A 20381-nucleotide genomic window follows, 5' to 3' on the forward strand; every position below is an offset into this window, starting at 1 on the left:
AACTGAATGAATGCGCGCGTGGCACTGCAGCTTTCGGGCATCGAGCGTACTTACGGGCAGGGGGACACCTTCCTGTCGATCCTCAAGGGTGCGGACTTCACGCTGAAAAGCGGCGAAACCGTTGCACTCGTGGCGCCGTCGGGCACCGGCAAGTCGACTCTGCTGCATGTCGCTGGCCTCTTGGAGCGCCCGGATGGCGGAAAGGTCGTCGTCAACGGCGTGACCTGCGACGGTCTCAACGATGACCGGCGGACGGCCATCCGCCGCAATGAAATCGGCTTCGTCTACCAGTTTCATCATCTGCTTCCGGAGTTTACCGCTCTCGAAAACATCATGATGCCGCAACTGATCGCCGGGCTCGGCAAGGCTGAGGCCGCCGAACGGGCAAGGGCGCTGCTCGACTATATGCGTATCGGTCATCGCGCCGATCATCGCCCGTCGGAGCTTTCGGGCGGTGAACAGCAGCGCGTGGCGATTGCCCGCGCCGTCGCCAACGCACCGCTGGTGTTGCTGGCCGATGAACCGACCGGAAACCTCGATCCGGAAACCGCAGGCTATGTTTTCGAGGCACTCGAGGCGTTGGCGCGTCAGTCGGGTCTGGCGGCTCTCATCGCCACGCACAATCACGAGCTGGCATCCCTGATGGATCGGCGGGTGACGATCGAAGACGGCAAGGTCGTCGAACTGAAGTGATGCGGAGGGCATTTGCGCCCCAGATGCGTTCGTGCAAACGCTCTATCGTCCTGCCTCAGCGCATGTCCTGGCGAAGCCTCGCTTCGCGCTTTTTCTAGGGCATGAAGCAGACAACGCCAGCGTTCGATGCGACGGTCGATCTCTAGCATCCGGCTTTCAAGTGGCTACATTGAAGGCGGATACGATGCTTTGGAAGCAAAGTGCTGGTGCGTCCTGATTGCGTGTTTCTGAGCGCGGCATTCTATGCCGCGCGCTGGCTCACTTTCTACGGCACGATGAGCCCGCCGCGATAGTCGAGTTCGTAAGCCTCTTCGCCATCGACAAAGATGACCTCCCGTCCGGAAAAGTGCTGCGTATCGCCACGGCTGGTGTCGATATAGGTGCCGTAGGCGTGCCGATATTGCATTCCGCCGAGGAAATGCCGCTTTTCGCGATACATGGTTCCGAGCGCGGTCTTGATGACGATGCCGGCGCGCTCCGCATCGATCAGATCCGGCCGGATAACGTGACCGAAGTAGTTCATGGCCCAGCGGGCATCTTCCCCGAACCAAACGGTTTCCTGGCCGGCAAAATCCGTTCCACCGAAATAGCTGTCGAGATACCGCCACCGGTCGCGTTGATAGCCGATATCGCGCGCCCCTGCGCGCGAAGGCGGCTGCGCGGTACCGCCGCCAACATACGCCTTCGATTTGGCTTCCACGATAAAGTCCCTGAGGTCTTCGATACTGGCCATGAGAACACCCTGTTTGTTCACATGCAGCATGCCGCGAGACATCGTCGATGTAAAGAACAAAGAGAGAACAAACGATTCGATTACTGGATGCCGCAGGCGTGCTGCCCTCGGTCGTCGCTCCAGTCTTTGAGGAGCACCAATTCGCCCTTGACGGTGACGGGCTTGTTGTTGGATTTGCCCTTGCCGGTCAGCACGTTCAGGTCACACTGCGACGTGTTGTTGGGATCAAGCGTGTCGTAGGAGGCGTAGGTGTAGCCGGCGACAACGAAGTCGAAATTGCGGTAGGCAATCGTCAGCTTCTGTTCCCAACGGTCGCGACCGATCGCATCGTTGTGCGTGGTAATCACCAGCGAGCCGTTCGGGAGCGCACTGATCGTCGGCGCCTGCCCGGCCATGTCGTACTGCCCCCAGATCTTGTTCGGGATGGCTGACTTGAGCGTCAGCGGGCCGTCTTCGCCAGCGAGATAGATGTAAATCGCGTTGTCCTCGTCGGTCTCCTTGCCAGGTTTCACCAGCAGCGCCAGATCGCTCGTACCGTCCTTGTCCCAGTCGCCGGTCGCAGCCGACACTATGCGCCCGGGGTCGATCGCCTCAGCGGCGAAGGCGAGGGACGGAAGCAGGAGGAAGAGGGGCAGGGTCAGGCGTGCAATCATGTCGCTGTTGCTCCGTGTTGTTGCCCTAGTCATAGGCGCGATGGGGGAAGTGCTCAAGCATTCGGTTAATCACTGCGAACGACGATTGCCGTCGCGATTAACCATGCGCGGTGGAAAGCGGGTGCTCCGCTCGACAGTGATTGACGTGAGAACAAAAATGGAACAAAGTAAAAACATAACGGAAAAGGAGCCATGTTATGACTGATTTTGTTCGTGACCTCGCCGCCTTCACATCGATGGGCCTGTTCGTCGCCAGCATTGCCTTCATCGCTCTCGGGCTTTGATCTGAGGCTATGTTTTCGAAGTGGCGTGACCCTGACGCGGGGTCGCGCGATGTCATACCGGGACTGCACCGTTGAAAAGAGCACCGGCCCATGATGCAAAAACTGGACATGGCGGATGAGAAGCGGGATATCCTGACGCCCTGACAGGAATCAGGGTGTTAAGATGGCGGATCAAGGCGGCGTAGAACGGAACGATCAGACGGCTGCGGATCCACAGTTCGTGCATCTTCGTGTCCACTCGGCTTTTTCGCTGCTTGAAGGTGCGCTGCCCATCAAGAAGGTGATCGGCAAGGCCGTGGCTGACGCTCAGCCGGCAATCGGTATCGCCGACACCAACAATCTTTTCGCAGCGCTTGAATTTTCCCAGAAGGCGGCCGAAGACGGCCTGCAGCCGTTGACCGGTTGTCAGCTGTCGATCGACATGGAAGACGAGGCCGACGGCGACCGCCGCGGCCACGCACAGCAACTGGCAAAGCTGCCCGCCATCGTGCTGATCGCTGCCACCGACGACGGCTACACGCGATTGGTCGACCTGGTCAGCCGCGCCTATCTTGGAGGCGAAGGCAGCCAGGCCACGAGAATAACGCGTTCGTGGCTGGTGGAGGCCGGCACGGACGGGCTGATCGCGCTTTCGGGCGCAAGCGGTGGGCCGATCGATATGGCGGTGAAATCAGGCTCTCACGCCTTGGCCGAGGCGCGTCTGGAAGCATTGCATGAGCTCTTCGGCGATCGGCTCTATATCGAGTTGCAGCGGCACGGCAATTTCGACCGCCGGCATGAAAGCCGGATGATCGACCTCGCCTACAAGTTCGATGTGCCCTTGGTCGCGACCAACGAGGCTTTCTTTCCATCGCCGTCCGATTACGACGCGCATGACGCGCTGATGGCGGTCGCGCATAACGCCATGGTCTCCGACGACAGCCGGTTCCGCCTGACGCCGGATCACTATCTCAAGAGCCGGAAGGAGATGGCAGCACTTTTCGCCGACCTGCCTGAAGCGCTCGAAAACACGATCGAGATCGCGCGGCGCTGCTCGTTCATGCTGAAGACGCGCGGGCCGATCCTGCCGCGCTTCACCGGTGCTTCCGACGACCCGGAGGAGGCCGAACGCGCCGAATCGGGAGAGTTGCGCCGGCAGGCGGAGGAGGGCCTCGACAACCGCTTGCGCAAACTTGGCATGGCGCCCGGCTATACTGAGGAAGAATACCGCGAGCGGCTTGCGTTCGAACTCAGCGTCATCGAGCGCATGAAATTCCCGGGCTACTTCCTGATCGTTGCGGACTTCATCAAATGGGCCAAGCAGCACGACATTCCCGTCGGCCCGGGCCGTGGTTCGGGCGCGGGCTCGCTGGTTGCCTATGCGCTGACCATCACCGACGTCGATCCCATGCGGTTCTCCCTGCTGTTCGAGCGCTTCCTCAATCCTGAACGCGTGTCGATGCCCGACTTCGACATCGACTTCTGCCAGGACCGGCGCGAAGAGGTCATCCGCTACGTCCAGGCGAAGTATGGCCGCGAGCAGGTCGCCCAGATCATTACCTTCGGTTCGCTACAGGCGCGCGCCGCCCTTCGTGACGTCGGTCGCGTGCTCGAGATGCCCTATGGCCAGGTCGACAAGATCTGCAAGCTCGTGCCCAACAACCCGGCCAACCCAACCCCGCTGTCAAAGGCGATCGAGGAAGAGCCGCGTCTGCAGGAGGAAGCGGAGAAGGAGCCGGTCGTCGCCCGTCTGCTCGACATCGCGCAGAAGATCGAGGGCCTCTATCGCCATGCCTCGACCCACGCCGCCGGCATTGTTATCGGCGACCGGCCGCTGTCGAAGCTGGTGCCGATGTACCGCGATCCGCGCTCCGACATGCCGGTGACCCAGTTCAACATGAAATGGGTCGAGCAGGCCGGCCTCGTAAAGTTCGACTTCCTCGGCCTGAAGACTCTGACGGTGCTGAAGGTCGCAGTTGACTTCGTCAAATTGCGCGGCATCGAGGTTGATCTCGCCAGTATTCCGCTCGACGACGAAAAAACCTACGAGATGCTGTCGCGCGGCGAAACGGTTGGCGTGTTCCAGGTGGAAAGTGCCGGCATGCGCAAGGCGCTGATCGGCATGCGGCCAGACTGCATCGAGGACATCATCGCGCTGGTGGCGTTGTATCGCCCAGGCCCGATGGAGAACATTCCGGTCTACAACGCTCGCAAGCACGGCGAAGAAGAGATCGAATCGATCCATCCGAAGATCGATTATCTGCTCAAGGAAACGCAGGGCGTTATCGTCTACCAGGAACAGGTGATGCAGATCGCCCAGGTCCTGTCGGGCTATTCGCTCGGCGAAGCCGACCTTCTGCGTCGCGCCATGGGTAAGAAGATCAAGGAGGAGATGGACAAGCAGCGCGCCCGTTTCGTCGACGGTGCGGTCAAGAACGAGGTGTCGAAACCGCAGGCCGATCTGATCTTCGATCTCCTCGCCAAGTTCGCCAATTACGGCTTCAACAAGTCGCACGCCGCCGCCTACGCCATCGTCTCCTACCAGACCGCCTATATGAAGGCGCATTACCCGGTCGAGTTCCTGGCGGCGTCGATGACGCTCGACATGGCCAACACCGAAAAGGTCAACGATTTCCGTCAGGATGCAGGGCGTCTCGGCATCCAGGTGATCGCGCCCTCGGTTCAGTCCTCCTTCCGGCATTTTCAAACGGGGGAGAAGCGCATCTATTACTCACTGGCTGCCATCAAGGGCGTCGGCGAATCGGCTGTCGAGCACATCGTTGCCGTTCGCGGCGACCGCGAATTTGCGAGCCTTGAAGATTTCTGCCTGCGGATTGACCCGAAGCTGCTCAACCGGCGTGTGTTCGAGAGCCTGATCGCGGCCGGTGCCTTCGATTGCTTCGGCTATGATCGCGCTGAGCTCGTTGGCGGACTTGATCGTATCCTCGGCTTTGCCCAGCGCGCGCAGGAAAACAAGACAAGCGGACAGGGCGACATCTTCGGGGCCGGTGCTGCAACCGGACCGGAACGGATCTCGCTTCCCGCCTACACGCCGTGGCTTGCCTCGGAAAAGTTGCACCGGGAATTCCAGGTGCTGGGCTTCTATCTCTCCGCCCATCCGCTCGACACCTACAATCCGCTGCTCGCCAAGATGCGCGTCCAGACGTTTGGCGATTTCGCTGGCGCCGTGAAGAAGGGCGCAACGGCTGGCCGTCTCGCCGGCACCGTCACCTCCAAGCAGGAGCGCAAGACCCGGACCGGCAACAAGATGGGCATCATCGCCTTCTCGGATTCATCCGGCCAGTTCGAGGCCGTGCTGTTTTCAGAGATGTTGCACCAGTATCGCGACCTGCTCGAGCCCGGTAAGTCGCTTGTCATGACCGTGCAGGCGGAGGAGCGGCCGGAAGGTATCGGTCTTCGCATCCAGACGCTACGCTCGCTCGAGGAAGAATCGCTGCAGATGCAGAAGGCGCTGCGCGTCTATGTGCGCGATTCCGGACCGCTGAAGTCCATCGCCGCCCACTTGAACGCGAGAGGCGAGGGCCTTGTTTCCTTCATCGTCATCAAGGACAACGGCCAGCGCGAGATCGAGGTCGAACTCAGCGAGAAATTCCGGATCTCACCGGAGATCGCAGCGGCGCTTCGCTCGGCCCCGGGAGTGGTCGACGTCGAACTCGTCTGATCCGCTCCGCGATGCGGCTGCTCGACGTTGGGATGACCAAAGGAATCTCGATCTCGAGGATTCGCCGGCAGCGCTTTAAGTTCTTGTTTTTGCGCGTCGTTATCGCAAAATAGCGGCTCACTTTTGCGCGACCTGCCTTAGGGAAAGGCGCGCCGATCAGACGTGGCGGTCGCACCCGATACTGCGTGCATTAGCTCAGCCTCGTGGCGAAGCCCGCGTGATGGTGATGAAATCGGTTCCGTCACCGGTTTCAAGTCCGCTTTCCATGTCCGAAATCGACAGCGACGACCCGTCGGCAAGCAGGCCGCCGATGCGCTTGCGCACGTCGTCGGAGACCGTAAGGCGACCAAGTGTGCGCTGGGTGGCGTTGAAGGCGGATGAGTCAGCGTCGGTGCTGATGCCGAGCCGCTTTTTCGTCGCTGACGGCAGATGGTTTTCGAGCGAAACGCCGTACCACTTGCCTTCGGTCTTTTCGCCGTCAACCTCATGAAATTGCAGGAAATGCGTGCCAAGCGCCTGCTCCGGCCCGTCGATTGTCACGTCGCCTTCGAAGATCGGCTTGAAGCCCTGCCGCACCAGGATCATGCCATTGGTAGGAGCGTCGCGTCCAACCTTCTTGAAGATGGCATCCGTCAATTCCGGCGTCAGCTTCCCATCGACGGCCAACCCCTCGGCAGTCTGAAACGCATTGATGGCGGCGGTCGTGTCCGGGCCGATGTGGCCGTCTGCTGCTCCGGCGACATAGCCGAGTTGGTTCAGCGCCGACTGGACGTCGCGCCGGATATCGCGATCGCCACGGCGGGTGATCAGCATCCGGATTGGCTCGCGGCTTTCCTCGACGGCGGTTGGCGGAGTGCTCGCTATCTCCGTCATCGCCACTTCGACCGGTCCGTTCTCGGCCTGGCTGATCGCCGGGCGAAGCGGTACGTCCGACAGCGGCGCGGGGGTGTCGCCCGGTGCCGGTTGACGCTGGAAGAGCATGGCACTCGACACTTCGGTGGGGCTGACCTGATGGTCTGTTATCAGGACATGCATGCCGCGCGACGTCATCTTGAAGAGGCTGGCGGCAAACTTGCTCGGCAGGCGTACACAGCCGTGGGAGGCGGGATAGGCGGGTACGTGATTGGAGCCGTGCAGCGCGATACCGGACCAGGTGAGCCGCTGCATGAACGGCATCGGCGCATTCGAATAGATGTTGGATTTGTGCTGCCGCCGTTTTTCGAGGATCGAAAAGATGCCCGTCGGTGTCGAATGGCCAGCCTTGCCCGTGGAGACCGCAGATGTTGCGATCACCGCGTCACCATCATAGACGACGAGCGATTGTTGGTTCTTCGAGACGATGATCTGCAGCGGTGCGCTGCTGCCGGCAAGACCGGCGGCAGGCGAAAACAAGACGACGACGACGCTGGCCGTGAGAGCGAAACGCGATACCATACACTCATCCCAACACGTAAACTGGCCGACGAACTTAGACCGCAATCTTTAAAGAATTCGTCCTGACAAGACGCGGAAACGGCAAACCGCCGCCGATGACGCACGAAAGCATGCCGCGCAAAAGTGTGCAGCGGTTTTGCGATAAGGACATTGCGTGAAACAAGAACGTAAAGCGCCAAGCGAATCCTAGAGATCGCGATGCGCTTCAGTGATCGCGCTTGCGGCTGCCGAAAGTGTAGCCGGTTTCGACGCTTGCCTTGCCGAACTTGTCACGCAGCTTGTTGATGGCGTCTTCGGCGGCAGCGCGGCGGGTCGCTGCGGGGTCGACGAGATCGGGTGGATCGGCGAGATCGGGGCTCGAAAGATCGCTGACGCCGATGCCGATCAGCCGGTACTTCGTGCCGTCGATCTCCTTTTCGAGAAGTTGCAGCCCTGTGCGAAAGATGCGGTCTGCGAGCCGGGTCGGGCTGTCGAGGCGGCGATTGCGGGTCCTGGTCTTGAAGTCCGCGGTCTTCAGCTTCAACACGACCGTCTGGCCGGCCAGTTCGGATTTGCGCAACCGATGCGCGACCTGTTCACTCAGCCGGCGCAGATGCGTGACGAGATCATCCTGCCGGGCGAGATCGTCGTTGAACGTCGTTTCGGACGATACGCTCTTAGCTTCACCGTCGATCTCGACGGTTCTCTCGTCGAGGCCGCGCGACAGACGGTAGAGCCTCTGGCCCATGGTCCCGTATCGGCGCATGAGGTCGGCCTCTTCCATCATTTGCAACTGGCCGATCGTGCGGATACCATCGCGCTCCAGCGTGGCGGCAAACGCCTTGCCGACGCCCCAGATCAAAGTCACTGGCCGTTCTCTCAGGAATTCGAGCGCTTCGGCCTGGCCGATCACCGAGAAGCCGCGCGGCTTCTGCAGGTCGGAGGCAACCTTGGCGAGGAACTTGCAGTAGGAAAGCCCGACGGAGACGGTAATGCCGATCTCCTGTTCGACCCGGCGGGCAAAGCGCGCGAGCGTTCGGGCAGGGGGATCGTGGTGCAGCCTCTGCGTGCCGCTCAGTTCCAGGAAGGCCTCGTCGATGGAGAGCGGCTGCACTAGCGGCGTCAGTTCCTGCATCAGCATGCGAACCTCGCGGCCGACGCGAACGTATTTTTCCATGTCGGGCTTAATGACCACCGCCTGCGGACAGGCTTCCAGCGCCTTGAACATCGGCATGGCCGAGCGCACGCCATGGATTCGGGCGATGTAGCAGGCGGTCGAGACGACACCGCGTTTGCCGCCGCCGATAATGACCGGCTTGTCGGCAAGTTCCGGATTGTCCCGCTTCTCGACGGAGGCATAAAACGCGTCGCAATCGATATGGGCGAGTGTCAGGTCGTAAAGCTCGGTATGACGCAGGATGCGGGGACTGCCGCAGGCAAGGCAGCGTCGCGCCGTTGCGGTCTGTTCCCTGAGGCAATCACGGCAGAAGCCTGGAGTTTGAGAACCACTGTCGAGCATATCTGGAACAAATGTTGAACATTGCGACTTTACGCTCTACGCTGGCGAGTCTCAAGGGAGGCCGCGTTGGAAATTGCCTTGCATGTCAGGTTACCGACGCCAATTGGCGGGTCGGGTTTCGAGCGCTGTTCTGGGGGCTTGGCCCTGTCAGGCTGGCTGTCGCTACCGTCGGAAATGCGCGCGAATGGCAATGGCGGCATCAGCCCAATCGGCAGCAATGTGAACGCACGTATCCGGCGCAGGCGCGAGCGCGCGAAACTCGGCATTCGCCATCAGGTTGATCAGCAGGCAGGACGGCGCGTGCTCTTGCACGGATTGCAGGTTGCGGGCGATGTCGTCGATGAAAACAACGGGAAGTTCCCTTCCGCCATGCAGTCGCTCGACGATCGGCCCCTTTGGGTCCTCGGAGGCGAGCAAAGGGTAAGGAAGATCAAGACGATCGAGCAGGGCGCGGCGCGCGGCAGCATGGCGCGGCGGCATGGCTGTCAGGAAGATGATGTCTGCCTCGGTCGACAGGTCGCGCAGGGTTTCGACGGCGCCGAGCGCAGCGGTCTGCCAGCGATCCTGCGTGGCGTAGAAGGTGTCGAGCATGTCTTTGACCGCGTCGGCGCTCGCCGCCTGCTCCGTTGTGCGATGGACGATATTGCCGGTCAGCCGAAAAGACCGCGGCACGAGGACATGATCGCGGCTCTCGAGGAAAGCCCTAAACGGGCTCAGGAATTCGAGCACGACTTCGTCGATGTCGCTGACGACAAGCGGACGGTCGCCGAGGCGGATTTCATCTTCGAAGGCGGTATTGCTCACGGTCAGCTGTCCTGCAGGTCGGCGGCACCGGAGAGCTTCTCATGCGCGCGCACGATGTCCTGGGGGGCGGTGCCCGTAGCCTCACAGAAGGCGATCAATGTCGGCTCATGGTCCATGAGAAAGGCGACTAGCCCACCCATGAAGCCCGGCTCGCCGATCGCATTGCGCAAGGAGGATGGATCGGTCCCCGTCAGCGCCAGAAAACGTGACAAAAGGTCCGGCTCGCCGGCAAGCCAGGAAAGAATGTCGATGGCGATTTCGTCGGCGCTCTTCAATGTCTTGGCCTCCTACTGTTTTTACGCCCGGAATTACCTATTTTTCAACCAAATAGGTTTATCGTTGAACTCGAGGAAATGGGTCGAGTCGTTGGCTCTGCAACTTAGATGTCTTGATAAGACTTGCAAGAAGACGACTGGCAGCAAGGGATCGACATGCCCAAACAGGTAATGATTGTTGAGGATAACGAGCTGAACATGAAGCTCTTCCGAGACCTGATTGAGGCTTCCGGCTACGCGACGATCCAGACGCGCAACGGGATGGAGGCGCTCGAGCTGGCAAGGAAGTACCGTCCCGATCTGATTTTGATGGACATTCAGCTGCCGGAGGTCTCCGGGCTCGAAGTCACGAAGTGGCTGAAGGAAGATGACGAACTGCACGTCATCCCGGTCATTGCCGTGACCGCCTTCGCCATGAAGGGCGACGAGGAGCGTATCCGCCAGGGCGGCTGCGAAGCCTATGTTTCAAAACCGATTTCTGTGCCAAAGTTCATTGAGACGATCAAGACCTACCTTGGCGATGCCTGAACGGCGGGAAAATTGATATGACTGCGCGCATTCTTGTTGTCGACGACGTGCCTGCCAACGTTAAGCTGCTGGAAGCGCGGTTGCTTGCAGAGTATTTCGATGTGCTCACCGCCGGCGATGGTCATACGGCGCTGTCGCTCTGCGAGACGACGCCGGTCGACCTGGTGCTTCTCGACATCATGATGCCCGGCATCGACGGTTTCGAAGTCTGCGAGCGTCTGAAGGCCAATCCGCGTACCGCCCATATTCCCGTCGTCATGGTGACGGCACTCGACCAGCCTTCCGACCGGGTTCGCGGATTGAAGGCCGGTGCCGACGATTTTCTCACAAAGCCGGTCAACGATCTGCAACTGATGTCGCGGGTAAAAAGTCTCGTCCGCCTGAAGAACGTCAGTGACGAACTGCGGCTGCGGGCCCAGACGGCGCAGACCATCGGCCTGCAGGAGCTGGCGCGCCAGGATCGCCCGGACGAGCCGGGCAACATCCTCCTGGTCGATGGCCGCGGATCCTCTCAGGAGCGGCTGCAGCGTGCGCTAAAGCCGATTGCGGAGGTCTCCGTTATCTCCGATCCGCAGGCGGCGTTGTTCGAAGCCGCCGAGAACAATTTCGACCTCGTCATCGTCAATGCCAACTTCGATGACTACGACCCTCTGCGGTTGTGCTCGCAGTTGCGGTCTCTGGAACGTACGCGCTTCATCCCGATCCTTTTGATCACAGAGCAGGGCAATGACGAAATGATTGTGCGGGCGCTCGATCTGGGCATTACCGACTACATCATCCGGCCCGTCGATCCCAATGAACTCGTTGCCCGCTCGCTGACACAGATCAGGCGCAAGCATTGCAACGACATGCTGAGAAAGAGCGTACAGCAGACGATCGAGCTGGCGGTCACCGATGGCCTCACCGGTCTGCACAATCGCCGCTACCTCGACAATCATCTGAAGCTGCTGCTCGATCGTGCTGCAGCGCGTGGGCGCCCCCTGTCGATCTGCATGACCGACATCGACCGGTTCAAGCAGGTCAACGACACCTACGGTCATGATGTCGGTGACGAGGTGCTGCGCGAGTTTGCCGGCCGCATCCGCGCAACGGTGCGCGGCGCTGATCTCGCCTGCCGTTTCGGCGGCGAAGAGTTCGTTGTCGTGATGCCTGACACATCGCCGGAGATGGCCGCGGCAGTTGCCGAACGGCTACGGCATATCATCGAGAGCCAGCCGTTCTCGATACCGCATGCGGACGGCGCGCTGGTGATCACCGCTTCCATGGGCATTTCCGGTCTGAAGCCTGAAGGTGACACGACGGAAGCCCTCTTGAAGCGCGCAGATACGGCCCTCTATCAAGCGAAGAACGCAGGCCGCAACCGTGTGGTGGCAGCTGCTGCCTGACGGCCGGAAACGGCCGGCGGCATCACCCGCTGGCGGTATGACGAAATTCCGCATCCCTCTTGCGATATGCCTTTAAAGTTGTATTCTTCGCCGCGCCGATGCTACCAAGGCGGTTGGTGGCGGCGGCGGCCATGCATTTACATGTACCAGGACGATACGTAATTAACCATGCGCCGAGCAACACCGCTCCGCGCATTAAGAATTCGTTGATTTTTTTCTATTTTCAGGTGATGCTGATAAACGAGGGGGCATCGCTTCCATCAGTTTCGGTTACCCCATGATGCTCAGGTCCGCCGCATCTCCTGGGTCGTGGGGTCGGTCGGTTGGCTTTCGACACCTGCGGAATCCTCGTGCCGCGGTTGGAAGCCAGCCGACCCCCATTCAAAGCGCCGTTCCGTAAGGGGCGGCGCTTTTCGATTCGTGCTGGCTCGTTCCTGCCATTCGGGGGAGACGAAGGGGGAGGCCAGACGGCCACTTCAGGGTGCACCAACGGAAAGGGGCGCCAAACCGTGCGGTTGGCGCCCCTTGATCCTAAGAAACGTCAGATCTTACTTGATCTTGGTTTCCTTGAATTCGACGTGCTTCCGTGCGACCGGGTCATACTTGGTCTTGGTCATCTTGTCCGTCATCGTACGGCTGTTCTTGGTCGTGACGTAGAAGAAACCCGTGTCGGCTGTCGACAGCAGCTTGATCTTGATGGTGGTGGCTTTTGCCATGGTCGTCCTGCCTTTATGAAAATGAACGCCGTGGAAAACCGGGTGCGGGCCACGGGCAAGGTTGGCGCGAAACTACAAATCGCGGCTGAAAAGTCAAGGCCGTTTTGGATTCAAAACGATCCTTACAACCGAAAGCGCGACGTAAAGACCGAAAAACCCGGCAATCGCCCAGGCAAATCCGTTGTTGCCAGCCACATCCATCGACGCTCCAATGACCTGCGGCCCGGCAACGGTGCCGACCGCATAGGAGAAGACGAACGCTGCGTTGGCGGCGGCAAGGTCGGAGCCTTGCAGGCGCGAGCCGAGATGGCTGAGGCCGACCGTATAGAGGCCGGAGACGCAGCCACCCCAGAACAGTAGCACAACTGCCATCAGGAACCAGCTTTCCACCAGCATCGGCAGGCAGAGGGCGCCGATGAGACCGATGACGGTCATGGCGGACAGCAATGTACGCTTGTCCTTGATCTGGTCTGACAGCATGCCTAGCGGAATCTGGAAGATGAAATTGCCGACGCCCATTACGGTCAGCAGCAACGCTGCCTGCGATTCGGTAAACCCCGATCGTGTCCCGTAGACCGTAAAGAGCGACAACCCACCCGATTCGACCGCGCCGAAGATGAAGACGGCGGCCGTGGCCGTCGGCACCAGGAAGATGTAGCGCATGAAGTGACGGTCGGGCTTTTCGTCGATCACCGGGCTCTCGTCCCGTGCGATGAAGATCGGCACGGCGGCGAGCAGAATGACGCCGGCACCGACCACGAAAGGCAAGACACCCTCACTGCCGAGGATCGAGAAGAGCAGCGGCCCGCTCAGGAAGCCGAGCGATAGAACCGTGCCGTAGATGCCGAGCACGAAGCCCCGTTTCGCTGGTGGCGCGGTGGCGTTGATCCAGAACTCGGAGAGGATGAAGAGCACAGTAATGGCGCCATGGAAGACGACACGCAGCGGAAACCAGAGCCAGAAGTTCGTGATGTAGTAGAAGCCAAAAGCGCTGATTGCGGCGAGCAGGACGGCCCAGAGCATCGTCGGCGCCACACCGTGGCGATGCGCGAACTTGGTCGTGAAGGAAGCCGCAACCATGGAGGCCACGCCCGCCATCGCCGAATTGAGACCTATCAGCGTCGACGAGATGCCGCGCTTCTCCATGATGCTCGAAAGCAACGGCAGGCCGAGGCCGATTGCAATCCCGACCGCGCTGATGGCGGAGACTGCGGCGATCAGCGACGGCCAGTGAATTTCGTCAACCGGTGCTGGGCACCCGGGCGTCGGCTGTGACATGCGACTGTGGTCCTTAGAGAAGCGTGCGGATGAACCGCCCACGGCGCGTGAAATAGAAAGGCACGGAGCGCCCATAGGGGAGCGATGGGTCCGCTTCAAGGCCGCTGCGCAGATCCGAAAGGATGATGGCGGTTATATCCGGTATCCGGAGCGAGGGCAGGTCGTTGACATCGATCCACTGCAAATCCTGAAGCTCCCGGCTTTCCAGAACCCGCGATGGATCGACCTTGGCTTCGTCCGCGAAAATCGCGAAGAAGCGCGTATCGAACCGCCGCGAGTGTCCCGGAGGAGTAATGGCCCGAGCCATATAGCGCAAGTTTGCGAGATCTGGAAGAAAGGGTAGCGGCGCTTCCGCCTCGGCAAGGGGCGTGCCCAGGGGAACGCCCGCCTCCTCGTAGAGTTCACGCAGTGCCGCCAGGGCCAACGCCCTGGCGCGTGCATCGCTGACCGACTGGCCCTCGACGCATTTCAGCGCCTGCAGAACGGCGGGGTGGAGGTCGGTGGAGAAGGCAAGACGATGGTCCGTCGGGTCTCTGCGCCCGCCGGGAAAGACGTAGAGGTCTGGCATGAAGACATGCGCACTGCTGCGCCGGCCCATCAGCACGCGCACGCCGCCGCCGTCGCGGTCAAGCAGCATTATCGATGCCGCGTCACGCGGCCTTACGCGCCGCTCAGGGCTGGCGGGAGCCAAGGCGACGCTTTCGCGCCCTGACGTCATGCGGAGGGATCTCGCGCCGGCAGCACGTCTTCGGGCGCATCCTCCTGTCCGCCGAAGCCATGCATCCGCAGCGCCCATTGCAGGCCGATGACGGCGCCCTTGATCGGTTGCAGCAGTGCCAGCGAACTGATCAGCGTAATCGGTGTCCAGATGGCAAGGTGCTGCCACGAGTTCAGTGGCAGGATCATGTCGGTCATCATGTAGCCGGCGAGCACCAGATGGCCGACGATCGTGACGACGATATAGGGTGGAAAGTCGTCGGCGCGCTGGTGATCCATGCGCTCGCCGCAGGCGGCGCAGGCGTCGACGGCCTTGACGTAGCTGCGGAAGAGCTTGCCGCTGCCGCAGGCCGGGCAGGTGCCCAGAAAACCACGGCGCATGGAGCGGCCGACGGGACGTTCCTCAGTGGCATGACCTCCGAGGTGAAGCGTTTCCTTGTCCATTGCCGTCATCTGCATTCTCTCCTTGTCGAAGCCGCTTGCCGCGTGGCCTAGCGCTTTCCGCGCGGCGGCCGTGTTCCCGGCGTCTTGCGCGGGCCCGAGCGGTCACGGCGCCCCGACTTGTGGAAAGAGCGCGTGGCGGTCGGCATCTTACGCCCTTCGCTGATCATCTCGAAACGAAGCGCGCCGGCCAGCGGCACGGCTTCGACCAATTTGACCTGCACCTGATCGCCGAGACGGAAGCCGAGGCCGGTCTTTTCGCCGGAAAGGGCCTGATGGGCCTCATCATAGATGAAGTAGTCTCGTCCGAGCGTAGATATAGGCACGAACCCGTTGGCGCCATAGGCAGGCAGGGTGACAAAAAGTCCCGCCTTGGTGACACCGGCCACCCGGCCTTCGAATTCCTCGCCGATGCGTCCGTGCAGGTGATGGGCGATCAGGCGGTCGACGGTGTCTCGCTCGGCGGCCATGGCGCGGCGCTCGAAGGTGGAGATTTCCGCGGCGATATCGTCGAGAACGGCTTCTTCCTGCGGCGTCAGCCCACCTTCGCCAAGGCCGAGTGAGGCGACCAGCGCCCGATGCACGATCAGATCGGCGTAGCGCCGGATCGGTGAAGTGAAGTGTGCATATTTCAAGAGGTTCAGGCCGAAATGGCCGATATTCTCGGGGCTGTAGATCGCCTGGCTCTGGGAGCGCAGCACCATCTCGTTGACCATGGTTTCGAATGGCTTGCCTTCGGCCTTGGACAGGATGCCGTTGAAGTGGTTCGAGCGCATGTTGCCGCCCTTGACCAGCGCGATATCGAGCGTGGCGAGGAATTCGCGCAGGCTCTCCTGCTTGGCGAGCGACGGCTGGTCGTGCACCCGGTAGATCAGCACCTGGCGCTTCTGCTCAAGCGTCTCGGCGGCGGCCACGTTCGCCTGGATCATCATTTCTTCGATCAGCTTGTGCGCGTCGAGGCGTTCCGGCACGAAGACGCGATCGACGGTGCCGTCGGGCTTCAGGATGATCTTGCGCTCAGGCATGTTCAGCTCGAGCGGCTGGCGGCGGTCGCGACCGCGTGTCAGAATGCGGTATCCCTCCCAGAGCGGCTTCAGGATCGTCTCAAGGATCGGGCCGGTCTTGTCATCGGGGTTGCCGTCGATGGCGGCCTGTGCCTGCTGGTAGGAGAGCTTGGCAGCACTTCTCATCATGATGCGATGGAAGGTGTGGCCGGCCTTGCGGCCTTCCTTGGAAAAGCGCATGCGCACGGCAAGCGCCGGCCGGTCGACGCCTTCCTTGAGCGAGCAGAGGTCGTTGGAAATCCGCTCGGGCAGCATCGGCACCACACGATCGGGGAAGTAGACGGAGTTGCCACGCTTCAGCGCTTCGAGATCGAGCGCCGACTTTGGCCGGACATACCAGGAAACATCGGCAATCGCGACAGTCACGATCACGCCACCCGGATTGTCTTCCGACGGGTCAGGCTCGGCATACACAGCGTCGTCGTGGTCCTTCGCATCGGCCGGATCGATGGTGATCAGGGGCAGCGAGCGCCAGTCTTCGCGGTGCGCCATGGTGGCGGGGCCGGCGTCTGCTGCTTCCTGCAGGACACGCTCCGGAAAAACATGCGGTATGCCGTGGGCATAGATGGCAATCATCGAGATCGCCTTTTCCGAGGCGACCGAACCGACGACATTTTGAACCTGGGCGCGCGGCAGGCCGTAGCGGCCAAGGCGCGTCAGCTGGACCTCAATCAGATCGCCATCCTTGGCGTCGCCGACGAATTCAGGATCGACCAGGATTTCTTCGCCGCGCTTTTCGATAGGCATCAGCCGCCCACCGCCACCCGGCGTAGCCCGGAAGACCCCAAGGACGGCGTCCTTGCGCTTGTCGAGTACCTTGATGATACGTGCGGTATAGGCAGGGCCGCCGCGGTCCTTGGCCGGGAAGATCTTGGCGAGGACCCGGTCGCCTAGGCCGCCGACCGGCGTCTTGCCCTTGTCCTTGCCGACAGACGACTGCTTGATCAGCACCGCCGGTGCGACGCCATCATCATCAAGCCATTCGGCCGGGCGGCCGATGAGTTCGCCATCGACGTCGCGCATGGTGATATCGAGCACGGTTACCGGGGGAAGGGCGCCAGGGCGCACGAGCGACTTGCGCTTCTTTTCGACCAGTCCGTCTGCTTCGAGCGAACGCAGCAAGGCCTTGAGTTCGACGCGCGTGTCGCCCTTGAGGCCGAAGGCCTTGGCGATTTCACGCTTGGAGGCGCGGTCCGGGTTTTCGGCGATGAAGCGCATCAGCACGTCGCGTGGAGGAACCGCGCCGTGGATGATGGAGGTTTTCTCCGGTGCCGGCGCGGCCTTTGCCGCGCGGCCCTCTTTCCTGCCGGAGCCTTTTCCGGGTCTTTGGGTCGGGTCGCGCGGTATTCTGGTCAAGGTCAGTCCTTCTTGGCCTTCGCGGCCGTCTTTGGTTTTGTCTTGGCAGGCGCCTTGGCCTTGGTCGTCTTCTTGGCTGCGCCGTCAGTCGCCGCCTTGGAGGACTTCGTCGTCTTTGCCTTCGTCGCCTTGCCCTTGCCGGTACCGCTCTTGGCGGCGCGCTCGGTGATAAGTGCGAGAGCTTCCTCGACGGTCACCGACTGCGGATCCTTGCCCTGTGGCAAGGTCGCGTTGATCTTGCCCCAGTTGACATAGGGTCCATAGCGGCCGTCACGAACGGTGATGGCACCACCTTCTGCGTGCTCGCCAAGCTCTTTGAGAGCGACCGCGGCGGCGCGGCCTCGACCGCCTGTCTTGGATTGCTTGTCGGCAATCACCGAGACGGCGCGGTTCAGACCGATCGAAAACACGTCTTCGATCGATTCGACGTTTGCGTAGGTGCCGTCATGCAGCACGAAGGGTCCGTAGCGGCCAAGGCCGGACGAGATCATCTTGCCGGTCTCGGGGTGCGGGCCGATATCGCGCGGGAGCGAAAGCAGCGCGACGGCCTTCTCGTGGTCGATGGTGGAGGGCGTCCAGCCCTTGGGCAGGCTCGAGCGCTTGGCTTCCTTGCCGTCGCCGCGCTGGACATAGGGGCCAAACCGGCCGCTGCGCAGAGTGATTTCCTCGCCGGTGTGCGGATCCTTGCCGAGTGCCTGCGGTTCGTTCGACACCGAAGCCTCGGCGTCGCTGTTGCCGTCGGAGGAAAGCTGGCGGGTGAAGTTGCACTCTGGATAGTTCGAGCAGCCGACGAAGGCGCCGTACTTGCCGAGCTTCAGCGACAGTTTGCCTGTGCCGCAAACCTGGCAGATGCGCGGGTCGCTGCCGTCTTCGCGCTTGGGGAAGACAAGCGGTGCCAGTTCCTCGTTCAGCGCGTCGAGCACGTTGGTAACGCGCAGTTCCTTGGTTTCCTCGATCTGGGCGAAGAAATCCTTCCAGAAGTCGCGAAGAACGTCCTTCCAGTTGACCTCGCCGGCCGAAACCTGGTCGAGCTTCTCTTCGAGAGACGCGGTGAAGTCGTAGCCGACATAGCGAGTGAAGAAGCTTTCCAGAAACGCTGTGACGAGCCGTCCCTTGGCCTGGGGCACGAGCTTGCGCTTGTCATTGGTGATGTAGTCGCGATCGAGAAGCGTCGTCACCGTCGCCGCATAGGTGGACGGACGGCCGATGCCGAGTTCTTCCATCTTCTTGATCAGCGTTGCTTCCGAGTAGCGTGGCGGCGGCTCGGTGAAATGCTGCGAGGCATTGATCTTCTGCTTTGCCAGGCTTTCGCGGGCATTGATCTCCGGGAGGCGGCCGTCTTCGTCGCCGTCGTCGGTCTGTTCGCCGTCTTCCTTGGCATCGGTATAGGCTGCAATGAAGCCGTCGAAACGGATGACAGAGCCGGTTGCACGCAGGCCGGCCTTGTTGCCGGCGTTGTCAGCAGTGATCTCGGCGGTGGTGCGTTCGATCTCGGCGGATGCCATCTGGCTGGCGATGCCGCGCTTCCAGACCAGGTCATAAAGCTTCAGCATGTCGCCGTCGAGGAAGCGGCGAACCTGGTCCGGCGTCCGGTTGAAGTCGGTCGGGCGAATGGCCTCGTGCGCTTCCTGGGCGTTTTTCGCCTTGGTGGAATAGAAGCGGGGCTTTTCCGGCAGGTAGCGGTTGCCGAACTGGCTTCCGATCGCCTCACGGGCGGCTTCGATCGATTCCGGCGCCATCTGCACGCCGTCGGTACGCATATAGGTAATGAGACCGACAGTCTCGCCGCCGATATCAACGCCTTCATAGAGCTTCTGTGCCACCTGCATTGTGCGCGAGGCGGAGAAGCCGAGCTTCGAAGAGGCGGCCTGCTGCAGGGTCGATGTGGTGAACGGCGGCGAGGGGTTCCGCTTGACCGGCTTTGCCTCGATGCTGTCGACGACATAGGTCGCGCCGTCGAGCAGGGTCTTCAGCCGGTTGGCTTCTTCGCCGTTGCCGACCGCGCGCGGTGCCAGACGCTTTCCGTCTGCCGAAACGAGGCGTGCCTCGAACTCATCGCCGCGCGGCGTCTTCAGAAGCGCCGAGAGATTCCAGTATTCTTCGGAGATGAACCGTTCGATTTCCGATTCGCGATCGCAGACGAGTCGCAGCGTCACCGACTGGACGCGGCCCGCAGACCGCGCGCCGGGCAGCTTGCGCCACAGCACCGGTGACAGGTTGAAGCCGACGAGATAGTCGAGAGCGCGGCGTGCCAGATAGGCATCGACGAGCGGGATGTCGAGTTCGCGCGGATGGGCAATTGCGTCGAGCACGGCCTTCTTGGTAATGGCGTTGAAAGCCACCCGCTTGACCGGCTTGTCGCCGAGCACCTTCTTCTTGCGCAGAAGATCGAGCACATGCCAGGAAATCGCTTCACCTTCGCGATCCGGGTCGGTCGCAAGAATGAGGCCGTCCGATTCCTTCACGGCATCGGCAATATCCTTCATGCGTTTGGCTGACGCGGCGTCAACCTCCCAGGACATCTCAAAATCTTCGTCAGGACGGACCGAGCCGTCCTTGGCAGGCAGGTCCCGCACATGGCCGAACGATGCAAGAACCTTGTAGCCGGGGCCGAGGTACTTGTTGATCGTCTTTGCCTTCGAAGGCGATTCCACCACTACAACATTCATAGTCATTTTTCTGAGACAACCGGGTTTGGTCCTGCGTCAGCACTGTTCGCACCGAGCGTCGCCGAATATCGATGCCCCGAAATGGACAGGGATTCGAGCGCGGTCAAGGGGTTTCATTCAAAATAGCGCCCGGGCGGCGATATGCATCCACAGCGAGAGTGTGCAACTTCATCTCTCCTTGGTTGAGCCCGT

The 20381-nt window shown here is 61.3% G+C and carries 16 protein-coding genes; 4 read left to right on the forward strand and 12 right to left on the reverse strand.

Going from position 1 to position 20381, the window contains the following annotated elements; genetic code table 11:
* Positions 1–6: 6 nt before the first annotated feature.
* Positions 7–693, forward strand: coding sequence for an ABC transporter ATP-binding protein (locus HT585_RS06490; RefSeq protein ID WP_077498476.1), 687 nt, complete (start codon positions 7–9; stop codon positions 691–693).
* A 265-nt stretch (positions 694–958) separates the two neighbouring features.
* On the opposite strand, the gene HT585_RS06495 is transcribed toward HT585_RS06490, so the two are convergent.
* The gene (locus HT585_RS06495; RefSeq protein ID WP_176352093.1) at positions 959–1426 is read right to left on the reverse strand and encodes a DUF5680 domain-containing protein; all 468 of its coding nucleotides are present in this window, start codon (positions 1424–1426) and stop codon (positions 959–961) included.
* An 80-nt stretch (positions 1427–1506) separates the two neighbouring features.
* On the reverse strand, positions 1507–2079 hold the full coding sequence (locus HT585_RS06500; RefSeq protein ID WP_176352094.1) for a hypothetical protein: 573 nt from the start codon (positions 2077–2079) through the stop codon (positions 1507–1509).
* Between the two features lie 447 nt (positions 2080–2526).
* Here HT585_RS06500 and dnaE point away from each other — a divergent pair, with 447 nt between their 5' ends.
* Positions 2527–6024: a DNA polymerase III subunit alpha gene (gene dnaE, locus HT585_RS06505; RefSeq protein WP_176352095.1), complete on the forward strand. Its 3498-nt coding sequence runs from the start codon at positions 2527–2529 to the stop codon at positions 6022–6024.
* Positions 6025–6219: 195 nt separating this feature from the next.
* On the opposite strand, the gene HT585_RS06510 is transcribed toward dnaE, so the two are convergent.
* The 4 genes from HT585_RS06510 to HT585_RS06525 form a co-directional block, all read right to left on the reverse strand.
* On the reverse strand, positions 6220–7458 hold the full coding sequence (locus tag HT585_RS06510) for a L,D-transpeptidase family protein (protein WP_176352096.1): 1239 nt from the start codon (positions 7456–7458) through the stop codon (positions 6220–6222).
* A 205-nt stretch (positions 7459–7663) separates the two neighbouring features.
* Positions 7664–8956, reverse strand: a complete 1293-nt coding sequence (locus tag HT585_RS06515) for a DNA polymerase IV (RefSeq protein WP_176352097.1) — start codon at positions 8954–8956, stop codon at positions 7664–7666.
* Positions 8957–9118: 162 nt separating this feature from the next.
* Positions 9119–9760 carry a hypothetical protein gene (locus tag HT585_RS06520; protein WP_176352098.1) on the reverse strand — a complete coding sequence of 214 codons (642 nt, stop codon included), beginning with the start codon at positions 9758–9760 and terminating at the stop codon, positions 9119–9121.
* Between the two features lie 2 nt (positions 9761–9762).
* The gene (locus tag HT585_RS06525; protein WP_176352099.1) at positions 9763–10035 is read right to left on the reverse strand and encodes a DUF3572 domain-containing protein; all 273 of its coding nucleotides are present in this window, start codon (positions 10033–10035) and stop codon (positions 9763–9765) included.
* Positions 10036–10191: 156 nt separating this feature from the next.
* Between HT585_RS06525 and HT585_RS06530 the strand changes: the two genes are divergently transcribed.
* The gene (locus HT585_RS06530) at positions 10192–10563 is read left to right on the forward strand and encodes a response regulator (RefSeq protein WP_025426610.1); all 372 of its coding nucleotides are present in this window, start codon (positions 10192–10194) and stop codon (positions 10561–10563) included.
* Between the two features lie 17 nt (positions 10564–10580).
* On the forward strand, positions 10581–11948 hold the full coding sequence (locus tag HT585_RS06535) for a PleD family two-component system response regulator (RefSeq protein ID WP_176352100.1): 1368 nt from the start codon (positions 10581–10583) through the stop codon (positions 11946–11948).
* A 548-nt stretch (positions 11949–12496) separates the two neighbouring features.
* Here the strand turns inward: HT585_RS06535 and rpmG are convergent.
* From rpmG to topA, 6 genes are all read right to left on the reverse strand, one after another.
* The gene (gene rpmG, locus HT585_RS06540; protein ID WP_007626161.1) at positions 12497–12664 is read right to left on the reverse strand and encodes a 50S ribosomal protein L33; all 168 of its coding nucleotides are present in this window, start codon (positions 12662–12664) and stop codon (positions 12497–12499) included.
* Positions 12665–12757: 93 nt separating this feature from the next.
* Positions 12758–13942, reverse strand: coding sequence for an MFS transporter (locus HT585_RS06545; RefSeq protein WP_173419695.1), 1185 nt, complete (start codon positions 13940–13942; stop codon positions 12758–12760).
* 13 nt (positions 13943–13955) lie between these two features.
* The gene (locus HT585_RS06550) at positions 13956–14660 is read right to left on the reverse strand and encodes an NUDIX hydrolase (RefSeq protein ID WP_176352101.1); all 705 of its coding nucleotides are present in this window, start codon (positions 14658–14660) and stop codon (positions 13956–13958) included.
* Positions 14657–15112: a DUF983 domain-containing protein gene (locus HT585_RS06555; protein ID WP_425513719.1), complete on the reverse strand. Its 456-nt coding sequence runs from the start codon at positions 15110–15112 to the stop codon at positions 14657–14659. Before HT585_RS06555 ends, HT585_RS06550 begins: the two co-directional genes overlap by 4 nt.
* Before the next feature lie 38 nt (positions 15113–15150).
* Entirely contained in the window at positions 15151–17520 is a 2370-nt protein-coding gene (gene rnr / locus HT585_RS06560; protein WP_176352103.1) for a ribonuclease R, read from the reverse strand.
* Positions 17521–17522: 2 nt separating this feature from the next.
* Positions 17523–20189 carry a type I DNA topoisomerase gene (gene topA / locus HT585_RS06565; RefSeq protein WP_176352104.1) on the reverse strand — a complete coding sequence of 889 codons (2667 nt, stop codon included), beginning with the start codon at positions 20187–20189 and terminating at the stop codon, positions 17523–17525.
* Positions 20190–20381: the final 192 nt, after the last annotated feature.

Source organism: Ensifer oleiphilus (genome assembly GCF_013371465.1).
Lineage (GTDB): Bacteria > Pseudomonadota > Alphaproteobacteria > Rhizobiales > Rhizobiaceae > Ensifer > Ensifer oleiphilus.